This window comes from Microtetraspora malaysiensis, from assembly GCF_001528665.1.
In the GTDB taxonomy this organism is placed as follows: Bacteria; Actinomycetota; Actinomycetes; order Streptosporangiales; family Streptosporangiaceae; genus Microtetraspora_A; species Microtetraspora_A malaysiensis.
In genome coordinates, this window is the sequence record NZ_BBYJ01000046.1 from 1 (window position 1) to 25,569 (window position 25,569).

Below are 25,569 nucleotides of genomic sequence, written 5' to 3' on the forward strand. Positions count from 1 at the left end.
TGAGCTTCCCCTCTTAGCGTGGAGACCGAACCGAGAGAGGTTTGGTCGTGGCAGGTACCACGAGGCGCCGCTTTGATCCGGAGTTTCGGGCTGGAGCGGTGCGCATCGTCAAGGAGACCGGCAAACCCGTCTCGCACGTCGCGCGGGACCTTGGTATCAACGAGTACACGCTGCACAACTGGGTGCAGATGGACCGGCACGCCAACGGGCAGGCCGGCGGTAACAGCGGCGGAGGCGGGACGCTGAAGGAGTCCGAAAGCGAGGAGCTGGCGCGGCTGCGGCGGGAGAAGGCCGAGCTGGTCAAGGAGCACGCTCGAGAGAAGGCGGCGTGGGAGAAGGAACGCGCTGAGCTGGAAGACGAGCGTGATGTTCTCAAGCGCTCCGTGGTCTTGTGGGTGAAAGAGGCGATGGGCCGGTGAGCGTGGCGGCCTTCATCTGCTCCCAGAAGACCGACCATGACATCGACCATGCCACCTCCTGCCGGGCGCTGGGGGTGTCGCAGTCGTGGTTCTACAAGTGGAAGAACCGCATCGGCCAGACCGCCTCGACGGCGCGTGAGCAGCGGCGGGCGCGCCTGGATGAGGAGATCAAGCGCCTGTTTGCGGCATCGGGCGGCACCTACGGCTCGCCTCGGATCACGCAGGACCTGCACGCCGAGGGCTGGAAGGTGTCGGAGAACACGGTCGCAGCCCGGATGGCTGAGCTCGGGCTGGCCGGCCGTCCGCCCAAGAAGCGCCGGTCGCTGACCCGGCAGGGCAAACGGCGAGCGGCGCCGGACCTGGTCGGCCGCACGTTCACCGCGGTAGCGCCGGACGTGCTGTGGGTCGGCGACGGCACCATGATCGACACCGATGAAGGGTCGCTGTACCTGGCCACGGTTGAGGACCTGTTCTCTCGTCGGCTGCTCGGCTACGCCATGTCCGAGCACCACGACGCGGCACTGACCGTCGCTTCACTCCAGATGGCGGTGGCCACCAGGGGCGGGAATGTGGACGGGGTGATTTTTCATTCCGACCGCGGGTCGGAGTACACCGCTGCCTGTTACCAGGTCGAATGCCGCAAGCACGGCGTCGTGCAGTCGATGGGCCGGGTGGGATGCGCTCTCGACAACGCCGCGGCCGAGGCGTTCAACAGCACGCTCAAGGTCGAGTACGTGTATCGGCAGCGCTTCCGGACGCGGGCCGAGGCTCGCGTGAAGATCGCAACCTGGATCAACGACTTCTACAACACAAGGAGGAGGCACAGCGCCAACGACGGATTGCCGCCCATCGCATTCGAGCGTCAGATGGCCGAGAAGAGGCACACTTCAACGGCCCTGCTGAGGGCCGCTGTGGCATAGGACCGTCTCCACGTTTTCAGGGGATTGACAGTCTTTGCATCGCTGAGCCCGGCCAACGCGCGATGCCAAGGGTAAGTCTCTATACGGCTGTCCCCGCTGCTGGCGGCGTGCGGCTCGAATTGGCCGGGGCCTAAAAGGATGTGAACACCTTCGGCGCGAAGCGTCTCTACGCTGCGGCGGAATGGTGCCCGTGAGGCAAGGGCGCTGTTCACGAACGGTAGGACGACGACGGGGATGCCAAGGCCGGGTGCCTCGGCCAGGAGGCCCAGGGCGTAGGTGTCGGAGATGCCTTGGGCGAACTTGTTGATGGTGTTGTAGGTGGCCGGGGCGACGATGATGGCGTCTGCTCTCGGGGACTTGGGTTCGCCCGGTTTGCGGTACTGGCTGCGGACGGGACGGCCGGTGAGTTTCTCCAGCTCGGGCACGTCGATGAAGTCGAGTGCGGACGGGGTGGCGATGATCTGGACCGTCCACTCCTGTTCCTGGGCCATGGTCACGAGGCGGCCGACGTCGCCGGCCGGTCCTGCGGCGCACACGATGATGTAGAGGACCTTGCCGGGTTCGGTCACGTGCTGACTCCCAGGGCTTCGGCGTACTCTCGCGCTTCCCGCCGGACGCTGATGGGCGCGGTGGCGAGGACGTCGCGGACAAGCCTAAGCGTGGCCGGGCAGCCGGTGATCTCCTCGGGGGCGATGTCTCCGGCCGCGCGCAGGACGTACAGGGCGCGGTCGTGCCTGCCCCAGGCGAGGAACGCGCGCGAGGTGTCGAGCAGGACGTGGCCGTGCGCTCGTTGATCGGCAGAGCGTTCAGGTCGATCTTGCAGGCGTTCTCGATCGCTGTACCGGCGTCGCCAAGACGAAGCGCGATGTTCACGCGGTGACACAGGACATTGTTCGGGCCGAACGCGGTCCACATGTGGTTGTCGTCGTGACCGAGTTGCCGGCCTGCTCGGCCTCATCGAGCAGTTCGGCCGCGGTGTGCCGGATGGCGTGGAGGGCTGCGGCGACGGCTCCTCGTAGGAGGAGCGTGCCGTGCGCCGACAGGTCGTCAGGGGAGGTTGATTGGACAGACCCCAGCCTCCTCTCGTGGGGTCGATGGTGCATGAGCGACTCGACGGAAGTCGAGGCACATCAGACTGACCCAGGCCGAGCCGGCCGAGTGCACAGGGGTGAAGCGGCCGGCGGCGGCACAGTTCGAAACGGGTGGACCATGCCGATGCTGGAGAGGCTCGCGGAGGATCTGGAGATGCGGTTGACCGCCCAGTTCCAGCCGCCGCGTGAGGCAAGCTGACCCTGCAACCATCCTGGCCTGGGCCTTCATGATGAGAGGGGGAGGTGGGAATCGAACCCGCGCTGTGTGCCTCCCCGCAGTGCGGTGGTCTCAGAGCCGATACAGCTTGTTGAATGGTGTCGTGATTCGTTCCTGCCGCGATCCGAAATCGATGACCACGGCGACCTCGTCTTCTACACCGATGACGACGCCAAGGCCGTACCGATCGTGGGTCACCTGGTCGTTCACGCTGAACCGCTCGGCAGGCGGGGCGGGGGGCGGGGGTTTGAAGGGACTTGTGGGCAGGTGACGGCGGGACTCGCCGCTAGCTCGTTTCATCCCCTCCAGTATGTGCCGCCTTTGGGAACGCCCGCGACACAAGCCTTCACTTCGCCGGTTGAGCCAGCCAAACCAGTCGGCGACGTGGGTCTCCAGTCGGCGATGTGGATCTGGCGGAACTTGCCGCCCCGAACCAGTGCCTTGGGCACGAAGTTGGCGCAGTCCTTGGCGTACTCCCAGCCCTTGCTGGTGGCCGGGCCGACGTTGAGCACGGCCCAGAAGGAGGCTTTCTCCCGCCGGGTCAGCGCCGTCGCAGCCAGAGTCCGAGCGAGGACCGGGGGATCCGTAGTGCTGTCGTCCACCGGCGGCAGCCGGGTGACCGGATCCGGCGCCACGCCTCCAGCCCAGGCGTTGATCTGTGACGAGTTGCCCGCCGGCATGGCGTCTACAGCGGACGCACGCTCCTTACAGGCCGTAGGCGGCGCGGGCCTTGACGGCGTATGCGGCCAGCGGGGCGGCGACGTGCTCGGCGTCGCGGGCGACTCCGCGCAGGGTGTTGGAGGCGAAGGAACGCTGGAACTCCAGTCCGACGTAGACGAGTCCGGCGTGCGTGGTGGAGATGCCGCCGACGTGTTTGGGCACGCCTGCCCCGTCCAATGCGCCGAGAGGCTGCAGGTAGGGCAGGTTGGGGCGGTATCCGGTGGCGAAGAGGACGGTGTCGGCCTTCTCCCGGGTGCCGTCGGCCCAGATGACGTCGTCGCCGTCGAAAGCGGTGAACATGCTCCGCCGGCTGACGCGTCCGGACTCGAAGGCGTCCGCGTAGTCGCCGGTGTCCATGACCAGGGTGGTGTGGATGATCTGGGCGAGCCACTCCAGAGGAAGCTCGTCGAATCCGGTGGTGGTGTGCCAGTAGTGCACATCCTTGCCGCCGAGGAGTTGCGGCATGAACGCGACGGGGTGGTTGGTGGCCAGGGTGACCGTGGCGACCTCGGCGAGTTCGTAGCCGATTTGGACGGCGGAGTTGCCGGCGCCGACGACGATGACTCGTTGGCCGGCGTACTTCTTGGGTGAGTGATAGTCGGCCGCGTGCAGCGACTGTCCGGTGAAGGCTTCCCTTCCGGGGACGTCCGGTAGGTACGGGTTGCCGAAGCTGCCGCTGGCGGCGACCACGCCTGCGGTGGTGAGTCGACTGTCGTCGGCGGTGCTGACGACGAAGCCTCCGCTGCCGTCCGCCTCAACGGCAGTGACGCGGGTGCCGGTGCGGATCTCCACATCGAGGGTTTCGGCGTAGCGCTGGAGATAGTCGACGACTTCGTCCCTGGTGGGGTAGTGGTCGGGGTCGCCGGGGAACGGCATGCCGGGCATGGCGCTGTAGCGGGCGGGAGAGAAGGCCGTGAGGCTGTCGTAGTAGTGCGGCCAGGAGCCGGTGGGCTGGTCCCCTGCCTCCAGGATGACGGGGCTGACGCCGAGGTTTCGTAGGGCACGGGCGGTGGCGAGGCCGGACTGGCCTGCTCCGATGACGATGATCTCCATGCAGCGCATAGTATCGTCAAATAATGAAATGACAATATGACTCCTTGGGGCGATGCTAGGGGCATGGCGACGAACGGGATCGAGCTGACCCAGGCGGCGCGCGGCTTTCTCAAGGCCCTGGCCAGTGACACCCGCCAGCGGATCCTCTTCCTGTTCGCCGGCGGAGTGGAGCTGACCGTCAACGAGGTGGCGGAGAAGCTGTCGCTGGCCCAGTCCGCCGCGTCAACCCATCTGGCGATGCTGCGCGACGCCGGGGTCCTGACATCCCGTCGCGAGTGGAAGACCGTCTACTACCAGGTCAACCCGGACGGAGTTGCCCAGGCGTTGACGGACCTCCAGGTCACCCTGCGGGCCTGCTGTCCTCCGTCTGCCGAGTGCGGCTGAGTATGAGGCGGCGACTCGCGCACCCTCCGCCTCCACGTCCACGGACTCCTTGGGGGCGAGCGAGCCGGTGGCCCGCCCATCCGGCACGGCGGACCGCTTGGCTCGCGAACTAATTTGACATACCTCTAATCAGTTGGGCATGCTCAGTACTACTTCGATGTACCTCTAATCAGAGATGTGTGCGGGCATTGCTCGATCGCGCCCGCACGACAGAACTGATGCTTGGCCGACAATCAAGGAGACAGCCGCCATGGGTGGATGCTGCAGCACAGAGCCCGTCGAGATCGAGCAGATCACGCCACGCGCCGGACTTCCGATCGTGGTGATCGGCGCCGGCCCCGTGGGTTTGGCCGCCGCCGCCCAGCTGACTGAGCGCGGCCTGGACTTCCAGGTCATCGAGGCGGGCGAGCGGGCGGGCGCATCCATCGCGCAGTGGGGCCACGTACGGGTGTTCAGCCCGTGGCGCTACAACATCGACCCCGCCGCCCGCCGCCTGCTGGAGGCCCACGGCTGGACCGCGCCCGATCCCGAGTGGCTGCCGACCGGTGCTGAGATCGTCTCCGACTACCTCGCTCCGCTGGCCGACGCCATCGGGGACCGGCTGCGCACCGGAGTCAAGGTGATCGCGATCAGCCGCCTCGGCTACGACCGGGTCCGCACCAACGGGCGCGAGGAGGCACCCTTCCTGGTTCGGCTCGACACCGGCGAGGAGATCCAGGCCAAGGCCGTCATCGACGCCTCCGGCACCTGGGCCACGCCGAACGTGCTCGGCGCGAGCGGCCTGCCCGCCTTCGGCGAAACCGATGCCGCCGACGTCATCGACCACGCTCTGCCCGACGTTCTCGGGGCCGACCGCGCCACCTACGACGGCAAGCACACGCTCGTGGTCGGCGCGGGACACTCGGCCGCCACCACACTGATCGCCCTGGCCCAGCTTGAGGACGCCCAGATCACCTGGGCCATCCGAGCCGGATCCGCCACCCGTACCTACGGCGGAGGCGACGCCGACGAGCTGCCCGCGCGCGGCGCGCTCGGCACCCGCCTCCACCACCTGGTCACCTCCGGCCGGGTACAACTGCTGACCGGTTTCTTCACCCACTCCGTGGAGAAGGCCGACGGCCGAGTGCGGGTGGTCAGCCGGGAACCGTCTGGCGTCGAGCAGTCGGTCACCGTCGACCGGATCGTCTCGGCCACCGGCTACCGGCCCGACCACTCCATCGCCTCCGAACTGCGACTGGACCTGGACCCGATCCTCGGCTCCACCCGGCAGCTTGCTTCGCAGATCGACCCCAACGCCCACTCCTGCGGCACCGTCCCCGCCCACGGCGTCGACGAACTCGCCCACCCCGAGTCCGGCTACTACGCGGTCGGCGTCAAGAGCTACGGCCGCGCGCCGACGTTCCTCATGGCCACCGGGTCTGAGCAGGTGCGTTCCGTCGTGGCCGCGCTCGCCGGGGACTGGGAGGCCGCCCGCGACGTGCAGCTCGACCTGCCCGAGACCGGTGTCTGCTCGTCCAACCTGGCAGAAGCCCAGGAGCAGCGGGTGGGCCTGGCCACCGGCATCAGCGGCGGCCTGCTCGCCACCCCGCTGCCCGTGACCACCGTCTCCTCCGGCGGCGGTAGCTGCTGCGGCTGAACGAGGGGCTGACATGTCCGACGGATATCCCACCGCGGCGCAGAAGCAGGCCCTGCGCCTGATCTGTGACCACGAGCCGATGCCTGCGGACCGGCTGGCAGAAGAGCTCGTCGCTACCCGCGCGCCGAGCGGCAACCCCGGATACGCTCCGGCGATCGCGCGCATGGCCGCGACCCTGGCGTGGCGGCTGCACGCCCAAGGCTTCATCACCGAAACCGGCGAGGACGCCTGGAGAACGACAACAGGCGGGCGCGAGCTGATCGCCTGCTCGGGCGGGGGCTCGTGAGTTCGTCTGCTGAGGCCGCCGTTCCCGGAGTCAGGAGCGGCGGCCGGTCCCGTTTCACCCGCGGCCGGCGCATCGTCGCCGCCCTGGCCGTCACCCAGACCATCGGCTACGGCGTGCTCTACTACGCCTTCTCGGTCTTCCTCGCTCCGATGAGCAGCGCGCTTGGAGTCGGCGGGACGCAGGTCGCCGCCGCGCTCACGCTCGCGGTGCTGACCATGGCGCTGTGCTCACCGTTGGTCGGGCGCTGGCTGGACGCCCACGGCGGTCGCGCCCTGATGACCGCCGGCTCCGTGCTCGGCACGCTGGCGGTGCTGGCCTGGTCGCGGGTCGACAGCCTGCCCCAGCTCTACGCGGTCTTCCTCGCCATCGGCATCGCCTCGGCGATGGTGCTGTACGAGCCGGCCTTCGCCGTCATCGTCTCCTGGTTCGACGGCAACGGGCGCGCGAACGCGTTGCTCGCGCTCACCATCGTCGCGGGGTTCGCCTCCTCGATCTTTCTGCCTCTCACCGGATTGCTGGTGGAGTACTACGGGTGGCGGCAGGCGCTGGTGGTCCTCGCTGTCCTCTACGGTGCGGCGGCGATCCCGTTGCACGCGTTCGTGCTGCGCCGCCGCCGGACGGTGGCGGAGGTCATGCCGCACCAGCGCGCCGACCTGGTCAAGGCCGCGGTACGAGCGCGGCCGTTCTGGCTGTTGGTCACCGCGTTCACCGCGCACGGAGGCGCTGTGGCCGTAGTGGCCGTGCTGCTGGTCACCTACCTGATGCACCTTGGCCATACCCCGGTCTTCGCCGCCACCATCGCCGGGCTGCTGGGTGTCTTGTCGGTGACCGGCCGCCTGGTCACCACGGGGCTTCGCCGTCGCTGGTCCGCCGCTTCCATCGCGGCCGGGGTCTTCGCCCTGCAAGGCGTCGGGGCCCTGCTGTTGCCACTGACCGGCCACACCGTGCCCGGCGCGATCGGGTCCGTGCTGATGTTCGGGCTCGGCTTCGGTGTCGGCACCATCACCCTGCCGTACCTGCTCGCCGAGCGGTACGGCACCGCCGCCTACGCCACCCTGTCGGGCCGGATCGCGATGTTCTCGGTCGCCGACAAAGCCGCCGCTCCTCTCGGAGCGGTGGCCCTGGCCCAAGCCGCCGGTTACGGCTGGGTCATGGCCGCCGTCGCCACCGCATGTGGGATCGCCTCGTTCGCGCTGGTTGCCTACCATCGCCTATCATTTAGACCGATATCAAATCAGGAGGTGTTGTCGTGACCGCCACTGCTGGCCAGTGCTGCGCGCCGATCGCCCGCGAGCCGCTGTCGGAGACCGACGCGGCCGAACTCGCAGTGCTGCTCAAGGCGGTCGCCGATCCGGTACGGCTACGCCTGCTGTCGATGATCGGCTCCCATGCGGGAGGCGAGGCGTGCGTGTGCGACCTGACCGACGCCTTCGATCTGACCGCCCCGACCATCTCCCACCACCTCAAGGTGCTGCGTACCGCCGGTCTGATCGACTGCGAACGGCGCGGCACCTGGGTCTACTACTGGATCATCCCCGCTGCCGTGGCCCGGCTCGGCGCCCTCTTCACGCCGTTGGCCGAACCCGCCACCGCATGACCTCATCCTCGGTCGACGTCCTCGTCATCGGAGGGGGGCAGGCGGGTCTGGCGGCCGGGTATTACCTGCGCCGGGCGAAGGCCGACTTCGTCATCCTCGACGCCCAGGACACTGCCGGCGGGGCGTGGCAGCACGCCTGGCCGTCGCTGCGCCTGTTCTCGCCCGCCCAATACAGCTCTCTCCCGGGACGGATGATGCCGCCGCCGCCAGGTGGCGGCTATCCCAGTGCGGCCCACACGGTGGCCTATCTCAGGGAATACGAACAGCGTTATCAGCTGCTGATCATCCGGCCCGCTCGCGTGCGTGCCGTACGGCGAGGCATCGACCGGCTGACGGTCGAAACCGACGCGGGCACCTGGCAGGCTCGTACCGTCATCAGTGCGACCGGTACATGGTGGCGCCCCTACGTCCCGTACTATCCCGGCATTCGCGACTTCCGCGGCCGGCAGCTTCATACCGCCGACTATCGGGGCCCCCAGTCCTTCCACGGCCGGCGCGTGGTGATCGTCGGCGGAGCCAACTCCGCCGCGCAGATCCTCGCCGAGGTCTCCACCGTCGCCGAGACCACCTGGGTCACCTTGCGCCCACCCCGGCTCCTGCCCGACGAGGTGGACGGGAGAGTCCTGTTCGAACTGGCGACCCGCCGCTACCAGGCCGCCCGGACAGGTCAGAACGCGCCGAGCGTCGCTGATCTCGGCGACATCGTCGCGGTGCCGCCGGTCCGGGACGCACGCGATCGGGGTGCGCTCAAGGCTGAGCCCATGTTCGCCCGGATCACTCCACACGGTGTCGCATGGCGCGACGGCACCGAGTTGGCCTGCGACGTCATCGTGTGGTGTACCGGCTTCCGTCCGGCGCTCGGCCACCTGGCTCCGTTGGGGCTGCGTGGCTCTGACGGACTCATCCCGACCGAGGGCACCCGTGCACTGGGCGAACCGCGCCTGCACCTGCTCGGCTACGGCGACTGGACCGGCCCTGCCTCCGCAACGCTGATCGGAGTCAGCCGCACCGCCCGCGACATGGTCGCTGAGATCACCGCCCAGCGCTGAAAGCCCGGACGGTACTCCTGAAGTCAGGGGTGTTCCAGCGGCCATCGTTCGTTCCTGGGACGCCTCCTCTCCCGGCCATGGTCCGCTACGGTCCCCGCCTAATGAGAGCGCACCGAGGTCCCCCTGTCGGCGAACGCATCCAGGCGGGCCGGAGGGGTCAAAACAGCGGCAGCCCGGCGGCCAGGGCTGAGAGCTGGGCCCGGTCGCGGCGGGTGTCGCTGCGGCAGATCGCATCGCAGACCTCACCGGTGACCTCGTCGAAGGTCGCCGTGGCTTGGGCCTGACGAGCCCCGGCGATGCGCGTGCGGATCGGGACGGAAAGTCGACGAATCATCGCCAGCTCCTAATTAGATGACTATCTAAGTGATGTGATGGAGTCATTCTGCGCATTGGATAGATATTTGTCAAATTAGAGATATGTCGAAATACTGGCCGCTCACCGCCGCCGGCGGCCTCTGGAGGACATAGCCGCGTGTCGTCAAGGCGGTCGGCCCATATTCCGAGCCTCCGCCGGCGCTGGCAGAGTGCTCCTCGGGGGAGATTGGACAGGCGTCGCCGCGACCCATGATGGTGGCCGCACCGGAGGCTCGAGTCGAGCCGCCTCCGAGGTGGTCGTTTCGAGGGGTGAAGGCCTCGCACGCCAAGCCAGAGGGGTCGATCATGAGATTTGATTAGAGACACATCTAACTTGACGATCTTCTAAATAGGGTGAGATGGTGGTGTTGTTTAGATATTCATCTAACTTGGGCAAGGGTTATCGCACCCATGCCTCACCCCACGCCGAAAGGAGCTATAGCGATGACGAACGACGTCACCGGCGGATTCATCGGCAACCTGGACGAGGCCTTCACCCCACCCGCGGCCGGAGGCTGCTGCGGAGGTCCCGCTGCCACGCCTGAGGCGACGGCCACTGAAGCGGCAGCCACGTCCTGCTGCGGCAGCCAGACCACCGCGAGCCAGACGGCCGTGGCTGGGTGCTGCGGGCAGGCTCCGGCACCGGCGAGCGAGCAGGCCGCGAGCGGCGGCTCCGCCGGATGCTGCGGATGACCTCCTCACCACCAGCGGGAGCACGAGCTCTCCCGGCAGCGGATCTCGCGGCCGCCTTGGAGCAGTTGTCCGTCCAGCGGATGCTGGGCACCGTACGAAAGCTGGCCGGCGACGACTACACCGGCCGCCGCGTCGGTACGCCCGGCGGCCGGGACGCCGCCGCCTGGCTCGCCGAACAGCTGCGGGAGCTGGGCGCTGAAGTGGAGCTGGTCTCCTTCCCCGTCGCCGGCGTGCGTGAGCTGTACGACACGCCGGTCCTGGAATGGAGCGTCGGCGGGCAGGCGCGACGCCTGGAGCACCGCCGCGAATTCGTCGAGCACCTGGCCTCGGCCGAGATGCCTCAACCGCATACCGCGCCCCTGACGGCCGACGCCGACGCCGCCGACGTACGAGGCCGATGGGTCCTGGCCGATGCGGGGGACTGGGCGCGGGCGTGCTCCCGGGCCGAAGCCGGGGGAGCGGCCGGCGTGCTGATGGCACGCGGCACCGACGCCGAGGGCTGGATGCCCAAGATGATCGCCGGTCCGGCCACCCGCGCGGTGCCGGTCATCGGGCTCCGCACTGACCTGCACCGGCATCTGGCCGACACGCTGGCCCATACCGCGGTGCAGGTGACGGGTTCGACGCCGCTGCGGCAGGTCGCCGTCGACGGCCTCAACATCCATGCCCGCCTGCCGAACGCGGCTCACCATACGCCCGAAGCCGGGCCCGGCCGGCCTCGGGTGCTGTTGACCGCGCACTACGACGGGGTGGGCGACGACCCGGGCCGCCGTCTGCCCGCCGCGGCCGATAACGCCTCGGGCGTGGCCGCGGTCCTGGAGGCCGCCCGTGTCCTGTCCGCGACCGTGACCGCGCCGCTGGACCTGGCGGTGGCCTTCCTGGACGCCGAGGAGGCGGGCGCGTGGGGATCGGCCCATCACGCTCGCACCCTGCCACCGGAAACCGCGGTGATCAACCTCGACGGGGCCGCGCAGCTGCACCAAGCCGCCTCCGTCGAGGCGGGCGGGCCCGCCCACGCCCTCCTGGCCACCCTGGACCAGGCCGCGTGGCTGACCGCCGTGCCCTTGCGGGCCGGTGCCATGGCCTCTGACAACCGCCGCTATGCCGCGGCCGGGCTGGCCGCGATCGGCATCGGCATGGGCATGCCCGGCTACCAGACCCCGGCCGAGACCCCCGAGCGTGTCGAGGCGGCCACCCTGGCGGCGGCGGCCCGTCTGCTCACCGCCACCGTATGGCTGATCTCCTGCCCGTCGTCAGCATGATCGCAGCGTTGCTTGCCGAGCTTCAGCGGGCCTCGCTCAGCTGATGTCCAGCTCGGCGAGCAGCTTTTCGATCCGGGACGAGATCCTGCTATTTGGGAGCGTCCGGTGTTGTGGACGCAGACGAACAGGACGCTGGGCTTGCGGTCAGGCATCGACGGTCACGCCACGCCGCTCACCGAGAACCGCCGCCCGATCGGCTGAGCGCCGGTGACAGCAGCGCCCGGAGCGTGGCGATGATCCGGATCAGGCTCGCCGACAGGGCCGGCATCAGCGGCCACAACGCGAGCGAGGGCGCCATGGTGGCGGCCGTGAGCATGACCGCGTCCAAGGTGATCAGCGCAATCGCGCCGACCAGCGTCGCCGCCAGAGTCCGCCGGTAGGTTCGCTTCTCTGTGGCGGCCGCCAGCAGGGTGAGGGCTGTCGCAACGAGGACCACGCCGGAGGTGATACGGACGGCCAGGGGGATCGGCCAGGTCCACGCCTGAGCACACACAAGGCTGACGCCCCAGACTGCTCCCATGATCGGGCCCGTGGCCAGTAAGGCCACGGCTGTCCGCCGCCATGGAGATTCGCGACAGAAGGCAGTAGTGATCATTTCAGCGTCGCCGAACTCGGCGATCGCCATTCGTGCGGCCGTGTCAGGGTCGTTCACTACCGCGAGGTGGGCTTCATAGGTTTCCTGTAGCCCGTCGGCCAACTCCTCCACCGCCTGCGCGGGGAGCCGAGAGGCCAGGATGTCAACCTGAGCGGCGATCAGCTCGTGGCCGGCCATGGCCGTGTTCCCAGTGCGGCGGTGACGGCGCCGGCGAACTCCTGCCAGCTGTCGCGCTCGTCGCTGAGCGCCTTGCGCCCTTCGGCGGTGAGTTCATAGGTACGGCGGCGCCGCCCGCCGACGACCGACCAGCTTCCGGAAATCAACCCCGCTCGCTCCAGCCGGTGGAGGGCTGGGTAGACGGTGCCGGTCGGCAGGTCGATGTGTCCCTCGGTCGATTCGCGCAGTGCCTCTTTGATCGCGTAGCCGTGTTGTGGCCCACCCTCCAGCGTCGCGAGCAGCAGGCCGTCCAGGTGCCCTTTGAGTGCTTCTGCCCTCATAGGTAGTAACGCTATACCGGGTCTTCCTTCGCGGCAATCGCCGGAGTAGCGTCGCTATAGATAGCGATGCTATGCATGGGAGCTCGCGATGGATGAGATCGACATCTTCGGCATCCCCGTACCCGACGCGGGCCCGCTCTTCCTGACAGCCCTGGCCTTTCACATCGCGGCCGGCCTGACATGCGTCGCATGCGGGGCTGTGGCAGCCCTGTCACGTAAGGGCAGCGCTCGGCATCTCCGGTTCGGCCGGGTCTACCTGTGGGGGCTCGGGGTGGTGTTCGCGTCGATGGCGGTCCTGTCGATGATCCGCTGGCAGGAGAACTCTCATCTGTTCGCCATCGGCTCCTTGGCCTTCACCATCGGCCTGGTCGGCTATCTGTACAGGCGGCGACGGCCCTACCTCCACATCGGTGGGATGGGTTTCTCGTACATCGCCCTGCTCACCGGGTTCTACGTCGACAACGGTCACAACCTGCCGATCTGGGACCGGCTGCCCGCCTGGAGCTACTGGGTCCTGCCGAGCCTGCTCGGCCTTCCCGTGCTCGCCCGCGCCATCTGGCGCAGGCTACCCGGCAGGAGAGCAGCATCATGATGTCAGCTTGGCGGAGATAACTGGCTTCGAGATTGCTCGGCCATGAAGGCCGGTCCGCCGCCTGATCCACCCAGAGACGAAGCGGTACACGAGCTTCAATCGGGATTCAGGTCCGAGACGCGGGTCGGCGTAGCAGGCGGGCAGAGTTGGCCAGGATGCCGAGATCGGGCAACGACTGGGCCGCGGCGGCGACCATCATCGGCAGGATTCCGACAGCGGCAAGCGACAGGCCGACGGCGTTGTAACCGGCAGTGAAACCGATGTTGATTTTGATGGCGCGGGCTGTGCGGCGCGCGATCCGCACCGCTTGTGGGATCAGCGTCCAGTCATCGCGCATCAAGGCGATGTGCGCGGCCTCGACGGCGATGTCGCTGCCGGCGGCGCCCATGGCGATGCCGACGTCGGCCTGAGCCAGGGCGGGAGCGTCATTGACGCCGTCACCTACCATCACCACCCGGTGCCCGGCGGCCTGGTATTCCCGCACGATAGCGATCTTGTCCTCGGGTAGCAGACCGGCCCGGAAGGGAATGCCGAGCCGGTCGGCGATGCCGGCGGCGGTGGCCTGGTGGTCGCCGGTCAGCAGCTCGACGCGGCTCAGGCCGAGAGCGTCGAGGTCCGCCAGGGCGGCGGGGATCTCCGGCCGCAGGGTGTCGGCGGCCGCGAGCACACCCACGAACCGGCTGTCGACGGCAACGGTCAGCAGGGTTTTGCCGGCGGCGGCGAGCCTGCGCACCTGCGGGTCGTCACCGGCCTCCGGCACCAGGTCCACGCCGCCCACCGTCACCGAGCTGCCGTCGACGGTGGCCTTCACTCCCAGGCCGGGCAGAGCCTGGAAGTCTCCCGGCTCGCCCAGGGGCAGGCCGCGCTCCCTGGCAGCCGTGCGGACGGCCTCGGCGAGCGGGTGCTCGGAGTAGCGTTCGGCGCTCGCCGCCAGGCGAAGCAACTCCGCGTCGGTACGGCCGTCCAAGGGGATGATGTCGGTGATCTGCGGGCGGCCGAGAGTGAGCGTGCCGGTCTTGTCGATCAGCAGTACGTCGGCCTTGGCCAGGGCCTCGATGTAGCGGCCCCCCTTGATCAGCAGACCGTGTTTGGCCGCCGCGCCCACTGAGGCCAGTACCGCGACCGGCGTCGCCATGGCGAAGGAGCAGGAACAGGCCACCACCAGCACCGCCGCGGTGGCGAGGGCGTCTCCGCTGAGCAGGAACGTCAGTACGGCGACGGTGACCACGACCGGCAGATAATAAGCGGAGAAGCGGTCGGCGATGCGCTGCACCGGGGCTCGGTGCGTCTCGGCCTGCTCGACCAGGGTGATGACCCTGCCGAATGTGCTGTCCGCCCCGACAGCGGTCACCTGCACGCGCAGACTTCCCAGGCGGGCGAAAGAGGCGGCGAACACTCGCGCGCCGGGACCCGCCTCCACCGGCATGGACTCCCCGGTGATGGCGGCCTGGTCGACGGTGGCGTGCCCGGCCGTCACGGTCCCGTCCACCGGGATCTGCTCCCCGGGACGCACCACGACCGTCTCGCCGACCCGTACCTGTCCCACGGGCACCTGTACCTCGGCCTGGTCGCGCATCACCCGGGCGGTCTTCGGTGCCAGGGCGGTCAGCTCGCGCACAGCGCGACGGGCGCGTTCGGTGGTGAAGCGTTCGGCGTAGTTGGCCGTGTGCATGAAAAGCACGACCACAGCTGCCACCGGCCACTCGCCGACGACCAGCGCGGCGGTCACCCCCACGGTCATCAGCGTGTGTGAGGTGACCTTCCGGCGCAGTGCGGCGCGCCCCACGTTGTAGAAGATCGGGAAACCGCCGGCGAGCACCAGCAGCAGGCCGACGGCGAATGGCACTCGATCGGTCAGTCGCTCGAAGGCTCCGAGCCATTCGCCGACCACGACGACCAGCAGCACCAGGCCCACGACCAGCCCGAACAGGGTCAGTACCGGCCGGGCGAACGCCAACCGGTCGCCTCTTGCGGCCTGCCCGGGCGTAGGGGGCGCCCCACACGAGTCGTCGCAACCGCACCCGGAATCGAGCGCTTGTACCGCGCGGGTTCCTCCTGCGCCTGTGCTCTCGTTCATGACTGCTCCACCTGACGGGGCCGGACGGCATACGCCGGGCACAGCGCGACCGCTTGATCGGTCACGGCCAGGAGTTGCTCGGCTGAACGCAGCACGTCGAGCAGCTCGGGCACGGCGATGAAGTAGAACGACTGGCGCCCCTCCGCGCGGTAGTCGACCAGCCGGCAGTCGCGCAGGCAGGCCAGATGCTTGGACACCGTTGACTGGGCCAGCTCAAGTTCGCGGGTCAGGTCCACCACTCGAGCCTCGCCGGTCGCGAGCCGTTGCACGATCGCCAGACGCACCGGATCGGCCAGCGAGTGGAACAGCGCCGCCGCCGGCAGTAGCCCATCACGCGCCGTCATTCCACATTCGGAATCAATTCCCATATTGCGATGATAGCAATGGATGGGAATCTTTCAAGCGCCTTCATCGACCCGAGCTGTGACAAGACAGAAGCTGCGGCGGCGGCGCAGCCCCGGATTGCCGAATGTCGCGATCTGGCTTGGAGCGGCAGCGATGGGGCGGTCAAGGTGGATGATCTACCGGCCTCGCCACGCCATGGACTATCGGCACAGTGAACGGGAGGTTGGGGTGGGGCGCGATCGTTTCGATGTGGTGCACGACCAGGCCGGCCTGCTCGAGCGCGGCCAGTGTCCGGCGGTTGGGACGGCATCCTGCGCCGATGCGCCGCCACAGCGGTGTGAGGAGGTCCTGGATCCGTCCACGCACGCCGGCGTCGCGTACGTGTTCGCAGAACACGAACGTTCCCGTCGGCCGGAGCACCCGGCGGACCTCGGCCAATGTTCGATTCAGATCAACGACCGAGCACAACACGAGCGTGCTCACCACCGCGTCGAAGCTGGCGTCAGGGTAGGGCAGTTCCTCACCGCATGCGGAGCTGATCTCGACCGGAACGCTTGCCTCGCGCTTGCGTCGGCGCAGACGCTGACGCATAGCGGGGTCCGGTTCCGCCGTGACCACTCGTTCGGCCTCGCGGTAGTGAGCGAGGTTGGCCCCGGTACCCGCGCCGATCTCCAGAACCTGGCCGCTCAGATTCCCGACGAGGTGGTCGCGCAGTGCCCCCAGCCAGCGCTCCTCGGCCCCTCGTGTGATGCGGTCATAGAGCAGCGCGAAACACCGGTGTCCGTGGGCGTCCCCATGCTCGGCCATGGCAACTCCTTCTCCCGACACGCCGGATCCATGCGCTCGCGGACGGAGATTCAGGTGCGCGGTTCTTTGGAAGACCCGGCGAGCAGACCGATCGCCGCGATCAGCATCCAAGCCGCCAGGTAGGTCCAGGCGGCTGTCGGAGAGACCAGGGTCCAGATCAGCCCTGCAACACCGCTTGCGGCGAAATTACCGGCCGATTGGATCGCGGAAAGGAGCCCGAAGGCTGATCCACGCAGTTCGGCGGGCGCCAAAGCGGCCACCGCAGCATGCTCAGCCCTTGGGATCTGACCTGGCCTGGGACGGTTACCTGGCCCGCGCCGGGTCGAGTTCTGCGATCAGCTTTTCGATCCGGGTGCGGATCTCGTCCCGGATGGGGCGTACGGCGTCGATGCCCTGGCCGGCGGGGTCGTCGAGCTTCCAGTCCTCGTACCGTTTGCCGGGGAAGAAGGGGCAGGTGTCGCCGCAGCCCATGGTGATGACCACGTCGGAGGCCTCAACGGCTTCCGGGGTGAGGGTCTTGGGCCGGCCGCCGGTGATGTCGATGCCGACCTCGCGCATGGCCTCGACCGCGACAGGGTTGATCTGCTCTGCCGGAGCGGACCCGGCGGAGCGGACCTCGATCCGGTCCCCGGCCAGATGGGCGAGCCAGCCCGCGGCCATCTGAGAGCGTCCGGCATTGTGGACGCAGACGAACAGGACGCTGGGCTTGCGGTCAGGCATGGACGGGCTCCTTCGTGAACAGGCGGCGGCCCCAGAGGCTGACGTAGACCAGGGCGACCAGGACGGGCACTTCGATGAGCGGGCCGACGACCCCGGCGAGGGCCTGGCCCGAGGCGACGCCGAACACCCCGACGGCGACCGCGATGGCGAGCTCGAAGTTGTTGCCCGCGGCGGTGAAGGCCAGCGTGGTGGTGCGGTCGTAGGGCAGCCCGATGGCGCGGCCGGCCAGGAACGAGCCGCCCCACATGACGGCGAAGTAGGCGAGCAGCGGCAGCGCGATCCGTGCGACGTCGCCGGGCTGGGAGGTGATGGTGTCGCCCTGCAGGGCGAAGAGGATGACGACGGTGAACAGCAGGCCGTAGAGGGCCAGCGGGCCGACTCTCGGCAGGAAGCGGGACTCGTACCAGTCACGGCCCTTGGCGCGTTCGCCGAGCTTGCGGGAGAGGTATCCGGCGGCGAGCGGGATGCCGAGGAAGATCAGCACGTATCCGGCGATGTCCCAGGCGGAGACCTGGAGCGCGGACTGCGACAGGCCCAGCCATCCGGGCAGCACCTGCAGGTAGAACCAGCCGAGGGCGCCGAAGGCGACGACCTGGAAGATCGAGTTGATGGCGACCAGTACGGCGGCGGCCTCCCGGTTGCCGCAGGCCAGGTCGTTCCAGATGAGGACCATGGCGATGCAGCGGGCCAGCCCGACGATGATCAGGCCGGTGCGGTAGGCGGGCAGGTCGGGCAGGAAGATCCAGGCGAGCGCGAACATCAGCGCCGGGCCGACGACCCAGTTGAGGACCAGAGAGGAGACGAGCAGCCGCTTGTCTCCGGTCACCGTGCCGAGGCGGTCGTAGCGGACCTTGGCCAGCACCGGATACATCATCAGGAGCAAGCCGAGCGCGATCGGCAGCGAGACGTCGCCGATCCGGACGGAGTCCAGGGCGTCGTTCAGGCCGGGGACGGCCCGTCCGAGCAGCAGTCCCGCAACCATGGCGACACCGATCCAGACCGGCAGGAACCGGTCCAGCGTCGACAGGCCGCCGATCACGCCGGATTCGGGCGGGGCGGAGGCTGGGGCGCGAGTCGGGCTCGATGACATGCGGAGCGATCTTCCTTACGTGCTGGAGATGGCGGAGCGGACGCTGCTCAGACCGTGGCGGGGACACTGAGCAGGGCCGACAGCTCCGCGAGCCTCTCGGGGACGACGCGGTAGTACACCCAGGAGGCGCGGCGCTCGGAGGTGAGCAGGCCGACCTCTTTGAGGACCTTGAGGTGGTGGCTGATCGTCGGCTGGGACAGGTCGAAGGCGGCGGTCAGGTCGCACACGCAGGCCTCGCCGCCCTGGTGGCTGGCGACGATCGACAGGATGCGCAGCCGTACCGGGTCGCCGAGCGCCTTGAACACGCGCGCCACTCCTGCGGCCTGCTCGCCGTCCAGAGGCTCACGCGCCAGCGACGAGCTGCACTCCAGAAGCTCCAGCGGTTCCATCCGCCCTCCCTGTGTCGATGCCTGTCGATATCAATATACGTCAATATCGATGGATGTCTAATCAGGGCTCGGGTCGTGTGATTTCAGACGGACGGCATGTTGAGCCGGCAGAGGAGATCGCGCCCATGACGCTCCGGCCTTCGGTCAGCGCCAATATCGATACCTATCGATACCGTGATGAGGCGAGCAGCAGGTGAATATCTCGCGTCGCGGCCCGAGCCCCCGACGCTGTGAGCCATGGCGACCGTGAGCGTCCTGGCGACGCGCACTCGACTTCTCAAACGCCGGTCACAGAACTGCGCCGTTCGAGCATGAGCACGTCACGCCAGACACCGTGATGGCGTCCGACGCGTTCCCGGGTGCCGACGATCCGGAACCCGAGCGACTGGTGCAGAGCCAGGCTGGCGGTGTTCTCCGGGAAGATCCCGGACTGGATGGTCCAGATGCCCGCCTCCTCCGAGGCGGCGATGAACGCCGACAGCAGTGCGCGGCCGATGCCATGGCCACGCCGGGCCGGGCGGATGTAGATGCTGTGCTCGACCACACCGGCGTAAACCGGCCGGGCGGAGACAGGCGAAGCGGCCACCCAGCCCGCGACTCGGCCGGTCTCGATCTCGACGGCCACGTAACGAGGGTGGGTCAGCTTGCCCGCGTCGAAGGTCTCCCAGCTGGGCACATTCGTCTCGAAGCTGGCCTGGCCGGTATCAAGACCAGCTTGATAGAGGGCGAGTACCTCTTCAGCGTCCGCCGAACGCATCGGCCGGATCTTCAGCCCGGCCGCGAGGGTGGCTGAATGCACCCCGTCGCAACGATCCGCGTCGTACGTCATCAAGGGCTCCTCGAACATGGGTCGGCGAGCGGAGCTGAGATTCCCATCACACATCAGGGCGGTGGGGAAGCAGCCCCCGCGCCTAGCGTTCCTCCTGGCGCTGGTACGACACCGGCGACCCGGCGGATCACCTCGTCGCCCAGTTCGCCTTCGCCCTCGCACACCCCGGGTACGGGGCCCTCTTGCGCCGGCTCGTCCGCGACATTGAAGGCCGTCCCGGCATCGATTCGCCCCTCTGACCCGTCGTACCGGAGCGTTGGTGAAATCGTCTTCGTCCGCCACCGAGGCCCGCGTCCTGGATCGCACCTGGGCCATCGACCGAGGCCGGCTGCTCCTGTTGCCGTACGAGGGGGTGTTCAGGCACGGCGCGGTTCCGGCCCGGCGGGACGGCGTCGGCGTCTGTTGACCGAGCGCGCGATGAGCGGCACGCCGATCAAGCTTGGCAGCAGCCAGAAGGCGATTGGCGGCAGCCGGTCCCACAGCGGCAGATGAGGGCCGTTGTCGACGTAGAAGGCGGTGAGCAGCCCGATGTAGGAGACGCCCATGCCCACGATGTGTACGGTGAGACGCTTCTCCCTCCCGAGGTATCCGGTCAGCCCGGAGGCGAAGCTGAGACACCCGATGGCGAACAGGTGGGCGTTCTCCCGCCACCGGATCATGGACATGGCGGTCATGGTCACGAAGACCACGCCCAGGCCCCAGATGTAGATCCGGCCGAAGCGTAGGCGGCGCCGACCGCCCTTGCGGGAGAGGGCCGCCACGGCGCCGGCGACCGCGCAGGTGAGACCGGCGGCGATGTGCAGGGCCAGCGCGATGCGGAAGAGGGGCCCGGCGTCGGGGATGGGAAGGCCGAGGACGTCCATGCGGACCTCCATACATAGCATTTCTACCTATAGGAACTCTACGTATGGGCTTGGCTGCTGGAAAGGCCCGATATAGCGTTGCTGCCTATGAGGGCCGAAGTCCTGAAGGGCCACCTGGACGCGCTGCTGCTGGCCACGCTGGAAGACGGGCCTCGGCACGGGTGCGCGATCAAGGAAGCCTTGTGTGAAGCCACCGGCGGCAAGCTCGACCTGCCCACCGGCACGATCTATCCGGCCCTGCACCGGCTGGAACGAGCCGGTCTGATCTCCGGGACCTGGTCGGTGGTTGCCGGACGGCGCCGTCGTACCTACAAACTGACCGTGCCCGGCCATGAGGCTCTCGCTGGAGCGCGCCAGAGTTGGCAGGAGTTCGCCGACACCATCTCCTCGGCCTTGCGGAGCACGCCATGGCCTGCCACGAACTGATCGACCACGAACTACGCATCCTGGCCAGGAGGCTCCCTGCCCCCGTCGTTGAGGAACTGGCCGACGGTCTTGCAGAGACCTACCAGACGCTGCTGACCCGGCTCGGTGACCCCGGCGCCGCAGCCAAGGCCACCCTGGCGCAGTTCGGCGATGCCGACACCGTAAGTGCCGCCTTCGTCCGCGCCGCTCCCGGACGCGCTGCGGCACGTCTGCTGCTGATCACCGGGCCGCTCGTCGGGGTCGTCTGGGCCACTGTGCTGGTGACCACCCAGGCGTGGAGCTGGCCGGCGCCGATCCAGGCCCGCCTGGCCGTGGGGGCGGCTCTGGGGATTGTCGTGCTGGCGCTCGCGCTGACGGTCCGGACGACATACCACTACAAAGCGGTACAGGTCGGTGCCCTGAGCGGCGCCTGCGGGCTGCTACTGCTCGACGTCACCGCGCTGGCTGGGGCAAGCGCCTTGGCCGTACCGTCCTTCCTGATCGCATGTGCGCTGGCGGTCAGCCTGGCCAGGATCGTTCTGGTCGCCCAGATGCTGCTCAGATTCCGCTGACCATGATTTTCGGTTCCGACGTGCTTCGCCTCCGTTCATGTGATGGCCTGGCTGCGCGCCACCAGGGCGAGTCGCGCCAGAGGCCGCGGTAGCGGACCCGGAGAACGCCGAAGCGCCCAGGAGTGATCCGAGACCCCTTGGCTGGCATGGCTCCCACTTCTACGGCTCCTGGTCCGCCAGTGCGCCAACCCGGTGCTTAGCGGGCTCAACACCGAACAGTTTGGAGCGCGTTCCGCTGCCTGTCGCGTCAACCATGATCAGACGAGAATCCGGTCGCGCGGGCCGAAGGCGGCCGGGTCTTGGCGGCGTAGTAGGTGCTGGGCGAGATCGACAGGCCGTGCTCGCTCAGCACACGACAGATCGGCTCGACACCGAACGGCTCACGGTGTTCGTCGATGAAGGTCACGAGTGAGTGTGTGAAAGCAGCTGGCCGCATGGCCCTTCTTATATCTTGCCTGACAGGTTATGATGGCAGAGTGATTATGACGGAGCCGATGTTCTTGGCTTTGACGGCACTCCTGGACGAGCCGCGGCACGGCTACGGGATAGTGCAGGAAGTGGACCGGCTGTCTGAAGGCAGGGTGCAGCTCAAGATCGGCTCCCTGTACGGGGTTCTCGACCGATTGGCCGCCGACGGCCTGGTGGAACTTGACCACGAAGAGGCGCACTCGGGACGTCTACGCCGCTACTACCGCATCACTGACACGGGTGAAGAGGCGCTTGCGACGGAACTCGCCAGGCTGAACGGCACCCTCCAGATCGCTGCGCAGCGACTCGAAACCCGCCAACGCGGTTCCGCTGGCCGACCATTGATCGCTGGAGGTTCGGCGTGAACCTGCTGGAGCAGCGCTACCGCTTCGTCCTCAAGATGCTGCCCGCGGCCTACAGGGCCGAGCGTGAGGAAGAGATGGTCGAGGCATTCCTCGAAGGTGCCGGGCAAGCTTGCGATGAGCACAACGCGCGACCGAGCTGGAGAGAGGTCGCCTCCATCGCCGCACTGGCGATCAGGAGCAGGCTCGGCGGCCTCGGCGCTACCCCCCGCTACCGCGCCATCGGTGACGCAGTCAGGCTGGCCGCCCTGCTCGGGCTGGGCTACCAGGCTGTGATCGGCTGGATCGCCACGGCCTACTCGCTGCGTGCCCTCGGCTATCTGCCTGGACAATCGCTGGTCATCCCCCCCGACAGCCAGATGCCGGAGCTCCTGTCAATAGCGAAGAGCCTGGTCTGGATCGTCGCCTTCGCCGCGCTCGCGCTCGGCAAGATGCGGGCAGCCAAGCTCCTGGCCACGCTGGGCCTGCTGTACATGCTGGTCATGGCCGGGATCGATGCCGTCACCTGGCCTCGATTGGTCATCGACTCCGGACCTCAAATCCTGGCCACGATGGTGCCCGTCCTGGCGCTACTGACCGCCTACCACCCGGATGCACCGGTGCGGCGCTCCCTACCGATGACCGCCCTACCCGTGGGGCTGGCCGCGTTGTGCATCGCCATCGCGCTCCCCTTCACGAACACCTGGGGTATGACTGTCGCGCCTGGTCAGCCGGAAGTGTGGGTTGCCAGCTGGATCGAGCCGCAGGGCCTGACCGTGGCGGCGTTCTTGATAGCGGGCCTGCTATGCCTGATGCACAGCACCAAACCGGCCTGGCGATTGGGCCTCGCCATCGTCGCGGCGCCGATGGCCGTTGCTCGGTCACCGCTCTTCCTGATCGATGTCGAAGGCCCCGTGCAGTCGTTCGCCATCACTCTGATCATTCAGAGTGCGGCGTTGTTGATGCTGTGCCTGGTGCTGATCGTTGCGAGTCTGCGTGTCCTGCCCCGCCCGGCTGTTCCACTTCGAGGTGGCAGCTAGCTGCCGGGAAGTCATGTCGCTGGGAAACGATCACAGCGATCCTGAGAAACGATCTCCTAGGCATCGACGCCATCCCAGGTCATACCTACTCGTGAACACCCCATCTCATTGGAGAGGGAGAGTCCGTCATCGGCATCACCCGGCTGGTCCAGGGCGCCGCGGCCGCGGTGATGATGCCCGCGTCCCTGGCCCTGGTCCGCCAGGGCTTCCCCGACCAGGCGAGCCGGGCACGGGCGATCGCCATCTGGACCATGGGCGGCGCGGTCGCGGTGGCGGCCGGCCCGGTGCTCGGCGGCGCGCTCACGGCCACGGCGGGCTGGCGGTGGATCTTCTTCGTCAACCTCCCGGCGGGCCTGCTGGCGCTCGTCCTGCTCGCCCGCGTGCCGGCCTCACCGCGGCTGCCCGTGCGGCTCGACCTCCCCGGGCAGGTGGCCGCGGTCATCGCGATGGGCGGGCTGACCTACGGCGTGATCGAGGGCGGCGACCAGGGCTTCGGCCGGCCGCTGGTACTGGCGTCGCTGTTGGTGGCCGTGGTCGCCGCGGCCGTCTTCCTCGCCGTCCAGGCCAGGAGCTCCCACCCGACGCTCCCGCTGCCGCTGTTCCGCTCGCGGGCGGCGGCGGTGTCCCTCGCCATCGGCTTCATGCTCAACGCCGCCTACTACGGCGGGGTGTTCGTCTTCAGCCTGTACCTGCAGCAGGAACGCGGCCAGTCCGCGCTGCAGGCCGGGCTGATGTTCATCCCGATGACGGCGCTGGTCGCCGTCGTGAACCTGGCCTCCGCGAGCCTGGCCAGGCGGTACGGCCCGCGCGTCCCGATGGTGGCAGGACAACTGGTCGGGACCGCCGGGCTGCTCTCCCTGCTGAGCGTCGGAGCGCACACCGACGTGTGGCTGGTGGCGGCGTTGATGGTGCCGGTCGGGCTCGGCGGGGCGCTGACGGTGCCCGCGCTGACCGCGCTGCTGCTCGACTCGGTGCCCGCGGACCGGGCCGGCACCGCTTCGGCCGTACTGAACACGGGCCGTCAGGTGGGCGGGGCGATCGCGGTCGCGGTGTTCGGCGCGTTGCTGGCCGGGGCTGACACGTTCCTGGCCGGAATGCGGTGGAGCATGCTGCTCGCGGCGGCCGGGCTGGTCCTGACCGCGGGCGCGACGCTGACCCTGCCACGAACGGTCACCGACCGGGGGTGACCTCGAGGATGGTCTGAGTGAATTCCGAGAGCCCGGCGGTGTCGTTCGCTGTACGCCACATCAGCGCGTACTCCAGGGGCGGCGCGTCGTCGAACGGGACGTAGACGATGTCCGGGCGGCCGTAATAGCGCCCGCCCTGACGGCCGCCACCGTGGTCCCCTTCCCCGCACCGACCAGCGAGAGCGCCGCCTGCCATCCGGCGGCCCGGGGTCCGTGCCGGATCGGGCGGCCCTTCGGGGTATGCAACGGGAAGTGGGCATCGCGCCAGACGCGAGCCCCGCCAGTAGGCGTGATCATCGGCAGGACCGCGAGATCCTCCAACGACACCGGTTCCCGCTTCGCCAGGGGGTGACTCGCGGGCACGAGTAGCGCGCGGGGCTCGGTGAACAGCACGGGGCCGACGGTGATCGCCGGGTCGTCGATGGGAGGCTCGGCGATCATCAGATCGACGTCCTTCTCCTGCAACGCCGTGATGGCCGCGTCGTACGTCACCTCCTGCGCCTCGATGACGCACCGCGGATGGCAACACGCGAGCAAACAACGAGCAAGCAACGGGGGCCTGCTTCTCGGGCCGAGATCGGCCCACATCGAGAAATTGCAGGTCAGGGGCGCGACCCCGAACGCGCAGCGGCCCCGCTGGACGGTGGAAAGCGCATCGCACGAGAGCGGCCGAACAACCTGCCGCTTCTGCGTGAGGGTTCTTCTCTGTGTCGGCGCTACCCCCGATCGCGGGCTGTGAAGTACGGCTGAGGCGAGCAGGCGGAAATGCGCGAGCAAACAACGAGCGACCATCCCGGCGATGGCATGAGCAATGTATGCCTGGATGACGTTGCAACCCCAGCCGTGTACCGCGAGCAGCCACGGAGCAACCATGCGTTTACTGCGCCCACCGGCGCCGCTCCGGGGATAGTTCGGGGCGGGCGTCATCCCGACGAGAGAAGTGTGGGCGGTGCCGCACTGAGCCTACGCGGCACGGGGTGGAATGACCTGTCACAACCGTGCACGTCGGAACAGACAACAGCGGACGGAAGGACAGAGACGCGGCACGTACTGGACGAGCACTTGATGTGA

The 25,569-nt window shown here is 68.4% G+C and carries 35 protein-coding genes; 16 read left to right on the top strand and 19 right to left on the bottom strand.

Features of this window, described 5'->3' with window-relative positions; all coding sequences use genetic code 11:
• Nucleotides 1–47: 47 nt before the first annotated feature.
• Together AWQ71_RS38425 and AWQ71_RS38430 are read left to right on the top strand one after the other, a co-directional pair.
• A complete protein-coding gene (locus AWQ71_RS38425; protein WP_067136881.1) occupies nucleotides 48–419 on the top strand; it encodes a transposase in 372 nt (123 codons plus the stop codon).
• Nucleotides 416–1,339, top strand: a complete 924-nt coding sequence (locus tag AWQ71_RS38430) for an IS3 family transposase (RefSeq protein WP_157570515.1) — start codon at nucleotides 416–418, stop codon at nucleotides 1,337–1,339. The genes AWQ71_RS38425 and AWQ71_RS38430 overlap by 4 nt, the downstream gene beginning before the upstream one ends.
• Here the strand turns inward: AWQ71_RS38430 and AWQ71_RS41100 are convergent.
• The 5 genes from AWQ71_RS41100 to AWQ71_RS38450 form a co-directional block, all read right to left on the bottom strand.
• A complete protein-coding gene (locus AWQ71_RS41100; protein WP_084259766.1) occupies nucleotides 1,282–1,908 on the bottom strand; it encodes a flavoprotein in 627 nt (208 codons plus the stop codon). The genes AWQ71_RS38430 and AWQ71_RS41100 overlap by 58 nt on opposite strands.
• Nucleotides 1,905–2,222: a hypothetical protein gene (locus tag AWQ71_RS42375; RefSeq protein ID WP_157570840.1), complete on the bottom strand. Its 318-nt coding sequence runs from the start codon at nucleotides 2,220–2,222 to the stop codon at nucleotides 1,905–1,907. Before AWQ71_RS42375 ends, AWQ71_RS41100 begins: the two co-directional genes overlap by 4 nt.
• A gap of 497 nt (nucleotides 2,223–2,719) precedes the next feature.
• Nucleotides 2,720–2,857 carry a hypothetical protein gene (locus AWQ71_RS44185; protein ID WP_245658950.1) on the bottom strand — a complete coding sequence of 46 codons (138 nt, stop codon included), beginning with the start codon at nucleotides 2,855–2,857 and terminating at the stop codon, nucleotides 2,720–2,722.
• Nucleotides 2,858–2,943: 86 nt separating this feature from the next.
• Entirely contained in the window at nucleotides 2,944–3,327 is a 384-nt protein-coding gene (locus tag AWQ71_RS38445) for a hypothetical protein (RefSeq protein WP_067143897.1), read from the bottom strand.
• 25 nt (nucleotides 3,328–3,352) lie between these two features.
• Complete coding sequence (locus AWQ71_RS38450; protein WP_245658951.1) at nucleotides 3,353–4,420, bottom strand: flavin-containing monooxygenase; 1,068 nt, start codon at nucleotides 4,418–4,420, stop codon at nucleotides 3,353–3,355.
• A 63-nt stretch (nucleotides 4,421–4,483) separates the two neighbouring features.
• On the opposite strand from AWQ71_RS38450, the gene AWQ71_RS38455 reads away from it, so the two are divergent.
• The 6 genes from AWQ71_RS38455 to AWQ71_RS38480 all read left to right on the top strand — a co-directional run bounded on the left by AWQ71_RS38455 (nucleotide 4,484) and on the right by AWQ71_RS38480 (nucleotide 9,372).
• Complete coding sequence (locus AWQ71_RS38455) at nucleotides 4,484–4,804, top strand: ArsR/SmtB family transcription factor (RefSeq protein ID WP_067143901.1); 321 nt, start codon at nucleotides 4,484–4,486, stop codon at nucleotides 4,802–4,804.
• Nucleotides 4,805–5,054: 250 nt separating this feature from the next.
• The gene (locus AWQ71_RS38460; RefSeq protein WP_067143903.1) at nucleotides 5,055–6,440 is read left to right on the top strand and encodes an FAD-dependent oxidoreductase; all 1,386 of its coding nucleotides are present in this window, start codon (nucleotides 5,055–5,057) and stop codon (nucleotides 6,438–6,440) included.
• 13 nt (nucleotides 6,441–6,453) lie between these two features.
• Complete coding sequence (locus AWQ71_RS38465) at nucleotides 6,454–6,726, top strand: hypothetical protein (RefSeq protein ID WP_067143905.1); 273 nt, start codon at nucleotides 6,454–6,456, stop codon at nucleotides 6,724–6,726.
• Nucleotides 6,723–7,979, top strand: coding sequence for an MFS transporter (locus tag AWQ71_RS38470; protein ID WP_067143907.1), 1,257 nt, complete (start codon nucleotides 6,723–6,725; stop codon nucleotides 7,977–7,979). Before AWQ71_RS38465 ends, AWQ71_RS38470 begins: the two co-directional genes overlap by 4 nt.
• Nucleotides 7,976–8,323: an ArsR/SmtB family transcription factor gene (locus AWQ71_RS38475; RefSeq protein WP_067143909.1), complete on the top strand. Its 348-nt coding sequence runs from the start codon at nucleotides 7,976–7,978 to the stop codon at nucleotides 8,321–8,323. Before AWQ71_RS38470 ends, AWQ71_RS38475 begins: the two co-directional genes overlap by 4 nt.
• A complete protein-coding gene (locus AWQ71_RS38480; RefSeq protein ID WP_067143911.1) occupies nucleotides 8,320–9,372 on the top strand; it encodes an ArsO family NAD(P)H-dependent flavin-containing monooxygenase in 1,053 nt (350 codons plus the stop codon). The genes AWQ71_RS38475 and AWQ71_RS38480 overlap by 4 nt, the downstream gene beginning before the upstream one ends.
• A 157-nt stretch (nucleotides 9,373–9,529) precedes the next feature.
• Here the strand turns inward: AWQ71_RS38480 and AWQ71_RS42380 are convergent, their stop codons facing one another.
• Nucleotides 9,530–9,706, bottom strand: a complete 177-nt coding sequence (locus AWQ71_RS42380) for a hypothetical protein (RefSeq protein WP_157570841.1) — start codon at nucleotides 9,704–9,706, stop codon at nucleotides 9,530–9,532.
• A 464-nt stretch (nucleotides 9,707–10,170) separates the two neighbouring features.
• On the opposite strand from AWQ71_RS42380, the gene AWQ71_RS41105 reads away from it, so the two are divergent.
• Together AWQ71_RS41105 and AWQ71_RS38485 are read left to right on the top strand one after the other, a co-directional pair.
• On the top strand, nucleotides 10,171–10,419 hold the full coding sequence (locus AWQ71_RS41105; protein ID WP_084259767.1) for a hypothetical protein: 249 nt from the start codon (nucleotides 10,171–10,173) through the stop codon (nucleotides 10,417–10,419).
• A gap of 56 nt (nucleotides 10,420–10,475) precedes the next feature.
• Nucleotides 10,476–11,681, top strand: coding sequence for a M28 family peptidase (locus AWQ71_RS38485; RefSeq protein WP_245658953.1), 1,206 nt, complete (start codon nucleotides 10,476–10,478; stop codon nucleotides 11,679–11,681).
• A 172-nt stretch (nucleotides 11,682–11,853) separates the two neighbouring features.
• Here AWQ71_RS38485 and AWQ71_RS38490 read toward each other — a convergent pair whose 3' ends face one another.
• Nucleotides 11,854–12,453, bottom strand: coding sequence for a hypothetical protein (locus tag AWQ71_RS38490; protein WP_067143915.1), 600 nt, complete (start codon nucleotides 12,451–12,453; stop codon nucleotides 11,854–11,856).
• The gene (locus AWQ71_RS38495) at nucleotides 12,435–12,773 is read right to left on the bottom strand and encodes a PadR family transcriptional regulator (protein ID WP_067143917.1); all 339 of its coding nucleotides are present in this window, start codon (nucleotides 12,771–12,773) and stop codon (nucleotides 12,435–12,437) included. The genes AWQ71_RS38490 and AWQ71_RS38495 overlap by 19 nt, the downstream gene beginning before the upstream one ends.
• An 88-nt stretch (nucleotides 12,774–12,861) precedes the next feature.
• Here AWQ71_RS38495 and AWQ71_RS38500 point away from each other — a divergent pair, with 88 nt between their 5' ends.
• The gene (locus AWQ71_RS38500; protein ID WP_067143919.1) at nucleotides 12,862–13,365 is read left to right on the top strand and encodes a hypothetical protein; all 504 of its coding nucleotides are present in this window, start codon (nucleotides 12,862–12,864) and stop codon (nucleotides 13,363–13,365) included.
• 106 nt (nucleotides 13,366–13,471) lie between these two features.
• On the opposite strand, the gene AWQ71_RS38505 is transcribed toward AWQ71_RS38500, so the two are convergent.
• The 9 genes from AWQ71_RS38505 to AWQ71_RS38540 form a co-directional block, all read right to left on the bottom strand.
• Nucleotides 13,472–15,322: a heavy metal translocating P-type ATPase gene (locus AWQ71_RS38505; RefSeq protein ID WP_218002147.1), complete on the bottom strand. Its 1,851-nt coding sequence runs from the start codon at nucleotides 15,320–15,322 to the stop codon at nucleotides 13,472–13,474.
• Nucleotides 15,323–15,438: 116 nt separating this feature from the next.
• Nucleotides 15,439–15,786 (bottom strand): ArsR/SmtB family transcription factor, encoded by a 348-nt coding sequence (locus AWQ71_RS38510; RefSeq protein ID WP_157570842.1) that lies wholly within the window; start codon nucleotides 15,784–15,786, stop codon nucleotides 15,439–15,441.
• A gap of 163 nt (nucleotides 15,787–15,949) precedes the next feature.
• Nucleotides 15,950–16,594, bottom strand: a complete 645-nt coding sequence (locus AWQ71_RS38515) for a class I SAM-dependent methyltransferase (RefSeq protein WP_067143923.1) — start codon at nucleotides 16,592–16,594, stop codon at nucleotides 15,950–15,952.
• A 50-nt stretch (nucleotides 16,595–16,644) separates the two neighbouring features.
• On the bottom strand, nucleotides 16,645–16,854 hold the full coding sequence (locus AWQ71_RS42385; RefSeq protein WP_174550794.1) for a hypothetical protein: 210 nt from the start codon (nucleotides 16,852–16,854) through the stop codon (nucleotides 16,645–16,647).
• 43 nt (nucleotides 16,855–16,897) lie between these two features.
• Nucleotides 16,898–17,314, bottom strand: coding sequence for an arsenate reductase ArsC (locus tag AWQ71_RS38520; RefSeq protein ID WP_067143925.1), 417 nt, complete (start codon nucleotides 17,312–17,314; stop codon nucleotides 16,898–16,900).
• Entirely contained in the window at nucleotides 17,307–18,404 is a 1,098-nt protein-coding gene (gene arsB, locus AWQ71_RS38525) for an ACR3 family arsenite efflux transporter (protein WP_067143927.1), read from the bottom strand. The genes AWQ71_RS38520 and arsB overlap by 8 nt, the downstream gene beginning before the upstream one ends.
• 47 nt (nucleotides 18,405–18,451) lie before the next feature.
• Nucleotides 18,452–18,793: an ArsR/SmtB family transcription factor gene (locus AWQ71_RS38530; RefSeq protein ID WP_067143929.1), complete on the bottom strand. Its 342-nt coding sequence runs from the start codon at nucleotides 18,791–18,793 to the stop codon at nucleotides 18,452–18,454.
• Between the two features lie 277 nt (nucleotides 18,794–19,070).
• Nucleotides 19,071–19,622, bottom strand: a complete 552-nt coding sequence (locus tag AWQ71_RS38535; protein WP_067143931.1) for a GNAT family N-acetyltransferase — start codon at nucleotides 19,620–19,622, stop codon at nucleotides 19,071–19,073.
• A 356-nt stretch (nucleotides 19,623–19,978) separates the two neighbouring features.
• Nucleotides 19,979–20,485 carry a hypothetical protein gene (locus AWQ71_RS38540; protein WP_067143933.1) on the bottom strand — a complete coding sequence of 169 codons (507 nt, stop codon included), beginning with the start codon at nucleotides 20,483–20,485 and terminating at the stop codon, nucleotides 19,979–19,981.
• A gap of 87 nt (nucleotides 20,486–20,572) precedes the next feature.
• On the opposite strand from AWQ71_RS38540, the gene AWQ71_RS38545 reads away from it, so the two are divergent.
• Nucleotides 20,573–20,911 (top strand): PadR family transcriptional regulator, encoded by a 339-nt coding sequence (locus tag AWQ71_RS38545; protein WP_067143935.1) that lies wholly within the window; start codon nucleotides 20,573–20,575, stop codon nucleotides 20,909–20,911.
• Complete coding sequence (locus AWQ71_RS38550; RefSeq protein ID WP_067143937.1) at nucleotides 20,893–21,462, top strand: hypothetical protein; 570 nt, start codon at nucleotides 20,893–20,895, stop codon at nucleotides 21,460–21,462. The genes AWQ71_RS38545 and AWQ71_RS38550 overlap by 19 nt, the downstream gene beginning before the upstream one ends.
• A 247-nt stretch (nucleotides 21,463–21,709) precedes the next feature.
• Here AWQ71_RS38550 and AWQ71_RS42390 read toward each other — a convergent pair whose 3' ends face one another.
• A complete protein-coding gene (locus AWQ71_RS42390; protein WP_169806730.1) occupies nucleotides 21,710–21,868 on the bottom strand; it encodes a hypothetical protein in 159 nt (52 codons plus the stop codon).
• Nucleotides 21,869–21,944: 76 nt separating this feature from the next.
• Between AWQ71_RS42390 and AWQ71_RS38555 the strand changes: the two genes are divergently transcribed.
• The 3 genes from AWQ71_RS38555 to AWQ71_RS38565 all read left to right on the top strand — a co-directional run bounded on the left by AWQ71_RS38555 (nucleotide 21,945) and on the right by AWQ71_RS38565 (nucleotide 24,498).
• Nucleotides 21,945–22,295: a PadR family transcriptional regulator gene (locus AWQ71_RS38555; RefSeq protein WP_067143962.1), complete on the top strand. Its 351-nt coding sequence runs from the start codon at nucleotides 21,945–21,947 to the stop codon at nucleotides 22,293–22,295.
• Complete coding sequence (locus AWQ71_RS38560) at nucleotides 22,292–23,311, top strand: hypothetical protein (protein WP_067143939.1); 1,020 nt, start codon at nucleotides 22,292–22,294, stop codon at nucleotides 23,309–23,311. Before AWQ71_RS38555 ends, AWQ71_RS38560 begins: the two co-directional genes overlap by 4 nt.
• Before the next feature lie 143 nt (nucleotides 23,312–23,454).
• Nucleotides 23,455–24,498 carry an MFS transporter gene (locus AWQ71_RS38565; protein WP_281196529.1) on the top strand — a complete coding sequence of 348 codons (1,044 nt, stop codon included), beginning with the start codon at nucleotides 23,455–23,457 and terminating at the stop codon, nucleotides 24,496–24,498.
• A 60-nt stretch (nucleotides 24,499–24,558) separates the two neighbouring features.
• Here the strand turns inward: AWQ71_RS38565 and AWQ71_RS44805 are convergent, their stop codons facing one another.
• The gene (locus AWQ71_RS44805) at nucleotides 24,559–25,425 is read right to left on the bottom strand and encodes a substrate-binding domain-containing protein (RefSeq protein WP_084259768.1); all 867 of its coding nucleotides are present in this window, start codon (nucleotides 25,423–25,425) and stop codon (nucleotides 24,559–24,561) included.
• Nucleotides 25,426–25,569 lie beyond the last annotated feature (144 nt).

Excerpts from the sequence above, each read along its gene's own strand:
- AWQ71_RS38445 (WP_067143897.1), bottom strand. The coding sequence starts at position 3,327 with ATGCCGGCGGGCAACTCGTCACAGATCAACGCCTGGGCTGGAGGCGTG.
- AWQ71_RS38450 (WP_245658951.1), bottom strand. The coding sequence starts at position 4,420 with ATGGAGATCATCGTCATCGGAGCAGGCCAGTCCGGCCTCGCCACCGCC.
- AWQ71_RS38455 (WP_067143901.1), top strand. The coding sequence starts at position 4,484 with ATGGCGACGAACGGGATCGAGCTGACCCAGGCGGCGCGCGGCTTTCTC.
- AWQ71_RS38460 (WP_067143903.1), top strand. The coding sequence starts at position 5,055 with ATGGGTGGATGCTGCAGCACAGAGCCCGTCGAGATCGAGCAGATCACG.
- AWQ71_RS38465 (WP_067143905.1), top strand. The coding sequence starts at position 6,454 with ATGTCCGACGGATATCCCACCGCGGCGCAGAAGCAGGCCCTGCGCCTG.
- AWQ71_RS38480 (WP_067143911.1), top strand. The coding sequence starts at position 8,320 with ATGACCTCATCCTCGGTCGACGTCCTCGTCATCGGAGGGGGGCAGGCG.
- AWQ71_RS42380 (WP_157570841.1), bottom strand. The coding sequence starts at position 9,706 with ATGATTCGTCGACTTTCCGTCCCGATCCGCACGCGCATCGCCGGGGCT.
- AWQ71_RS41105 (WP_084259767.1), top strand. The coding sequence starts at position 10,171 with ATGACGAACGACGTCACCGGCGGATTCATCGGCAACCTGGACGAGGCC.
- AWQ71_RS38490 (WP_067143915.1), bottom strand. The coding sequence starts at position 12,453 with ATGGCCGGCCACGAGCTGATCGCCGCTCAGGTTGACATCCTGGCCTCT.
- AWQ71_RS38495 (WP_067143917.1), bottom strand. The coding sequence starts at position 12,773 with ATGAGGGCAGAAGCACTCAAAGGGCACCTGGACGGCCTGCTGCTCGCG.
- AWQ71_RS38500 (WP_067143919.1), top strand. The coding sequence starts at position 12,862 with ATGGATGAGATCGACATCTTCGGCATCCCCGTACCCGACGCGGGCCCG.
- AWQ71_RS38510 (WP_157570842.1), bottom strand. The coding sequence starts at position 15,786 with ATGACGGCGCGTGATGGGCTACTGCCGGCGGCGGCGCTGTTCCACTCG.
- AWQ71_RS38515 (WP_067143923.1), bottom strand. The coding sequence starts at position 16,594 with ATGGCCGAGCATGGGGACGCCCACGGACACCGGTGTTTCGCGCTGCTC.
- AWQ71_RS38520 (WP_067143925.1), bottom strand. The coding sequence starts at position 17,314 with ATGCCTGACCGCAAGCCCAGCGTCCTGTTCGTCTGCGTCCACAATGCC.
- arsB (WP_067143927.1), bottom strand. The coding sequence starts at position 18,404 with ATGTCATCGAGCCCGACTCGCGCCCCAGCCTCCGCCCCGCCCGAATCC.
- AWQ71_RS38530 (WP_067143929.1), bottom strand. The coding sequence starts at position 18,793 with ATGGAACCGCTGGAGCTTCTGGAGTGCAGCTCGTCGCTGGCGCGTGAG.
- AWQ71_RS38535 (WP_067143931.1), bottom strand. The coding sequence starts at position 19,622 with ATGACGTACGACGCGGATCGTTGCGACGGGGTGCATTCAGCCACCCTC.
- AWQ71_RS38540 (WP_067143933.1), bottom strand. The coding sequence starts at position 20,485 with ATGGACGTCCTCGGCCTTCCCATCCCCGACGCCGGGCCCCTCTTCCGC.
- AWQ71_RS38545 (WP_067143935.1), top strand. The coding sequence starts at position 20,573 with ATGAGGGCCGAAGTCCTGAAGGGCCACCTGGACGCGCTGCTGCTGGCC.
- AWQ71_RS38550 (WP_067143937.1), top strand. The coding sequence starts at position 20,893 with ATGGCCTGCCACGAACTGATCGACCACGAACTACGCATCCTGGCCAGG.
- AWQ71_RS38555 (WP_067143962.1), top strand. The coding sequence starts at position 21,945 with ATGACGGAGCCGATGTTCTTGGCTTTGACGGCACTCCTGGACGAGCCG.
- AWQ71_RS44805 (WP_084259768.1), bottom strand. The coding sequence starts at position 25,425 with ATGACGCCCGCCCCGAACTATCCCCGGAGCGGCGCCGGTGGGCGCAGT.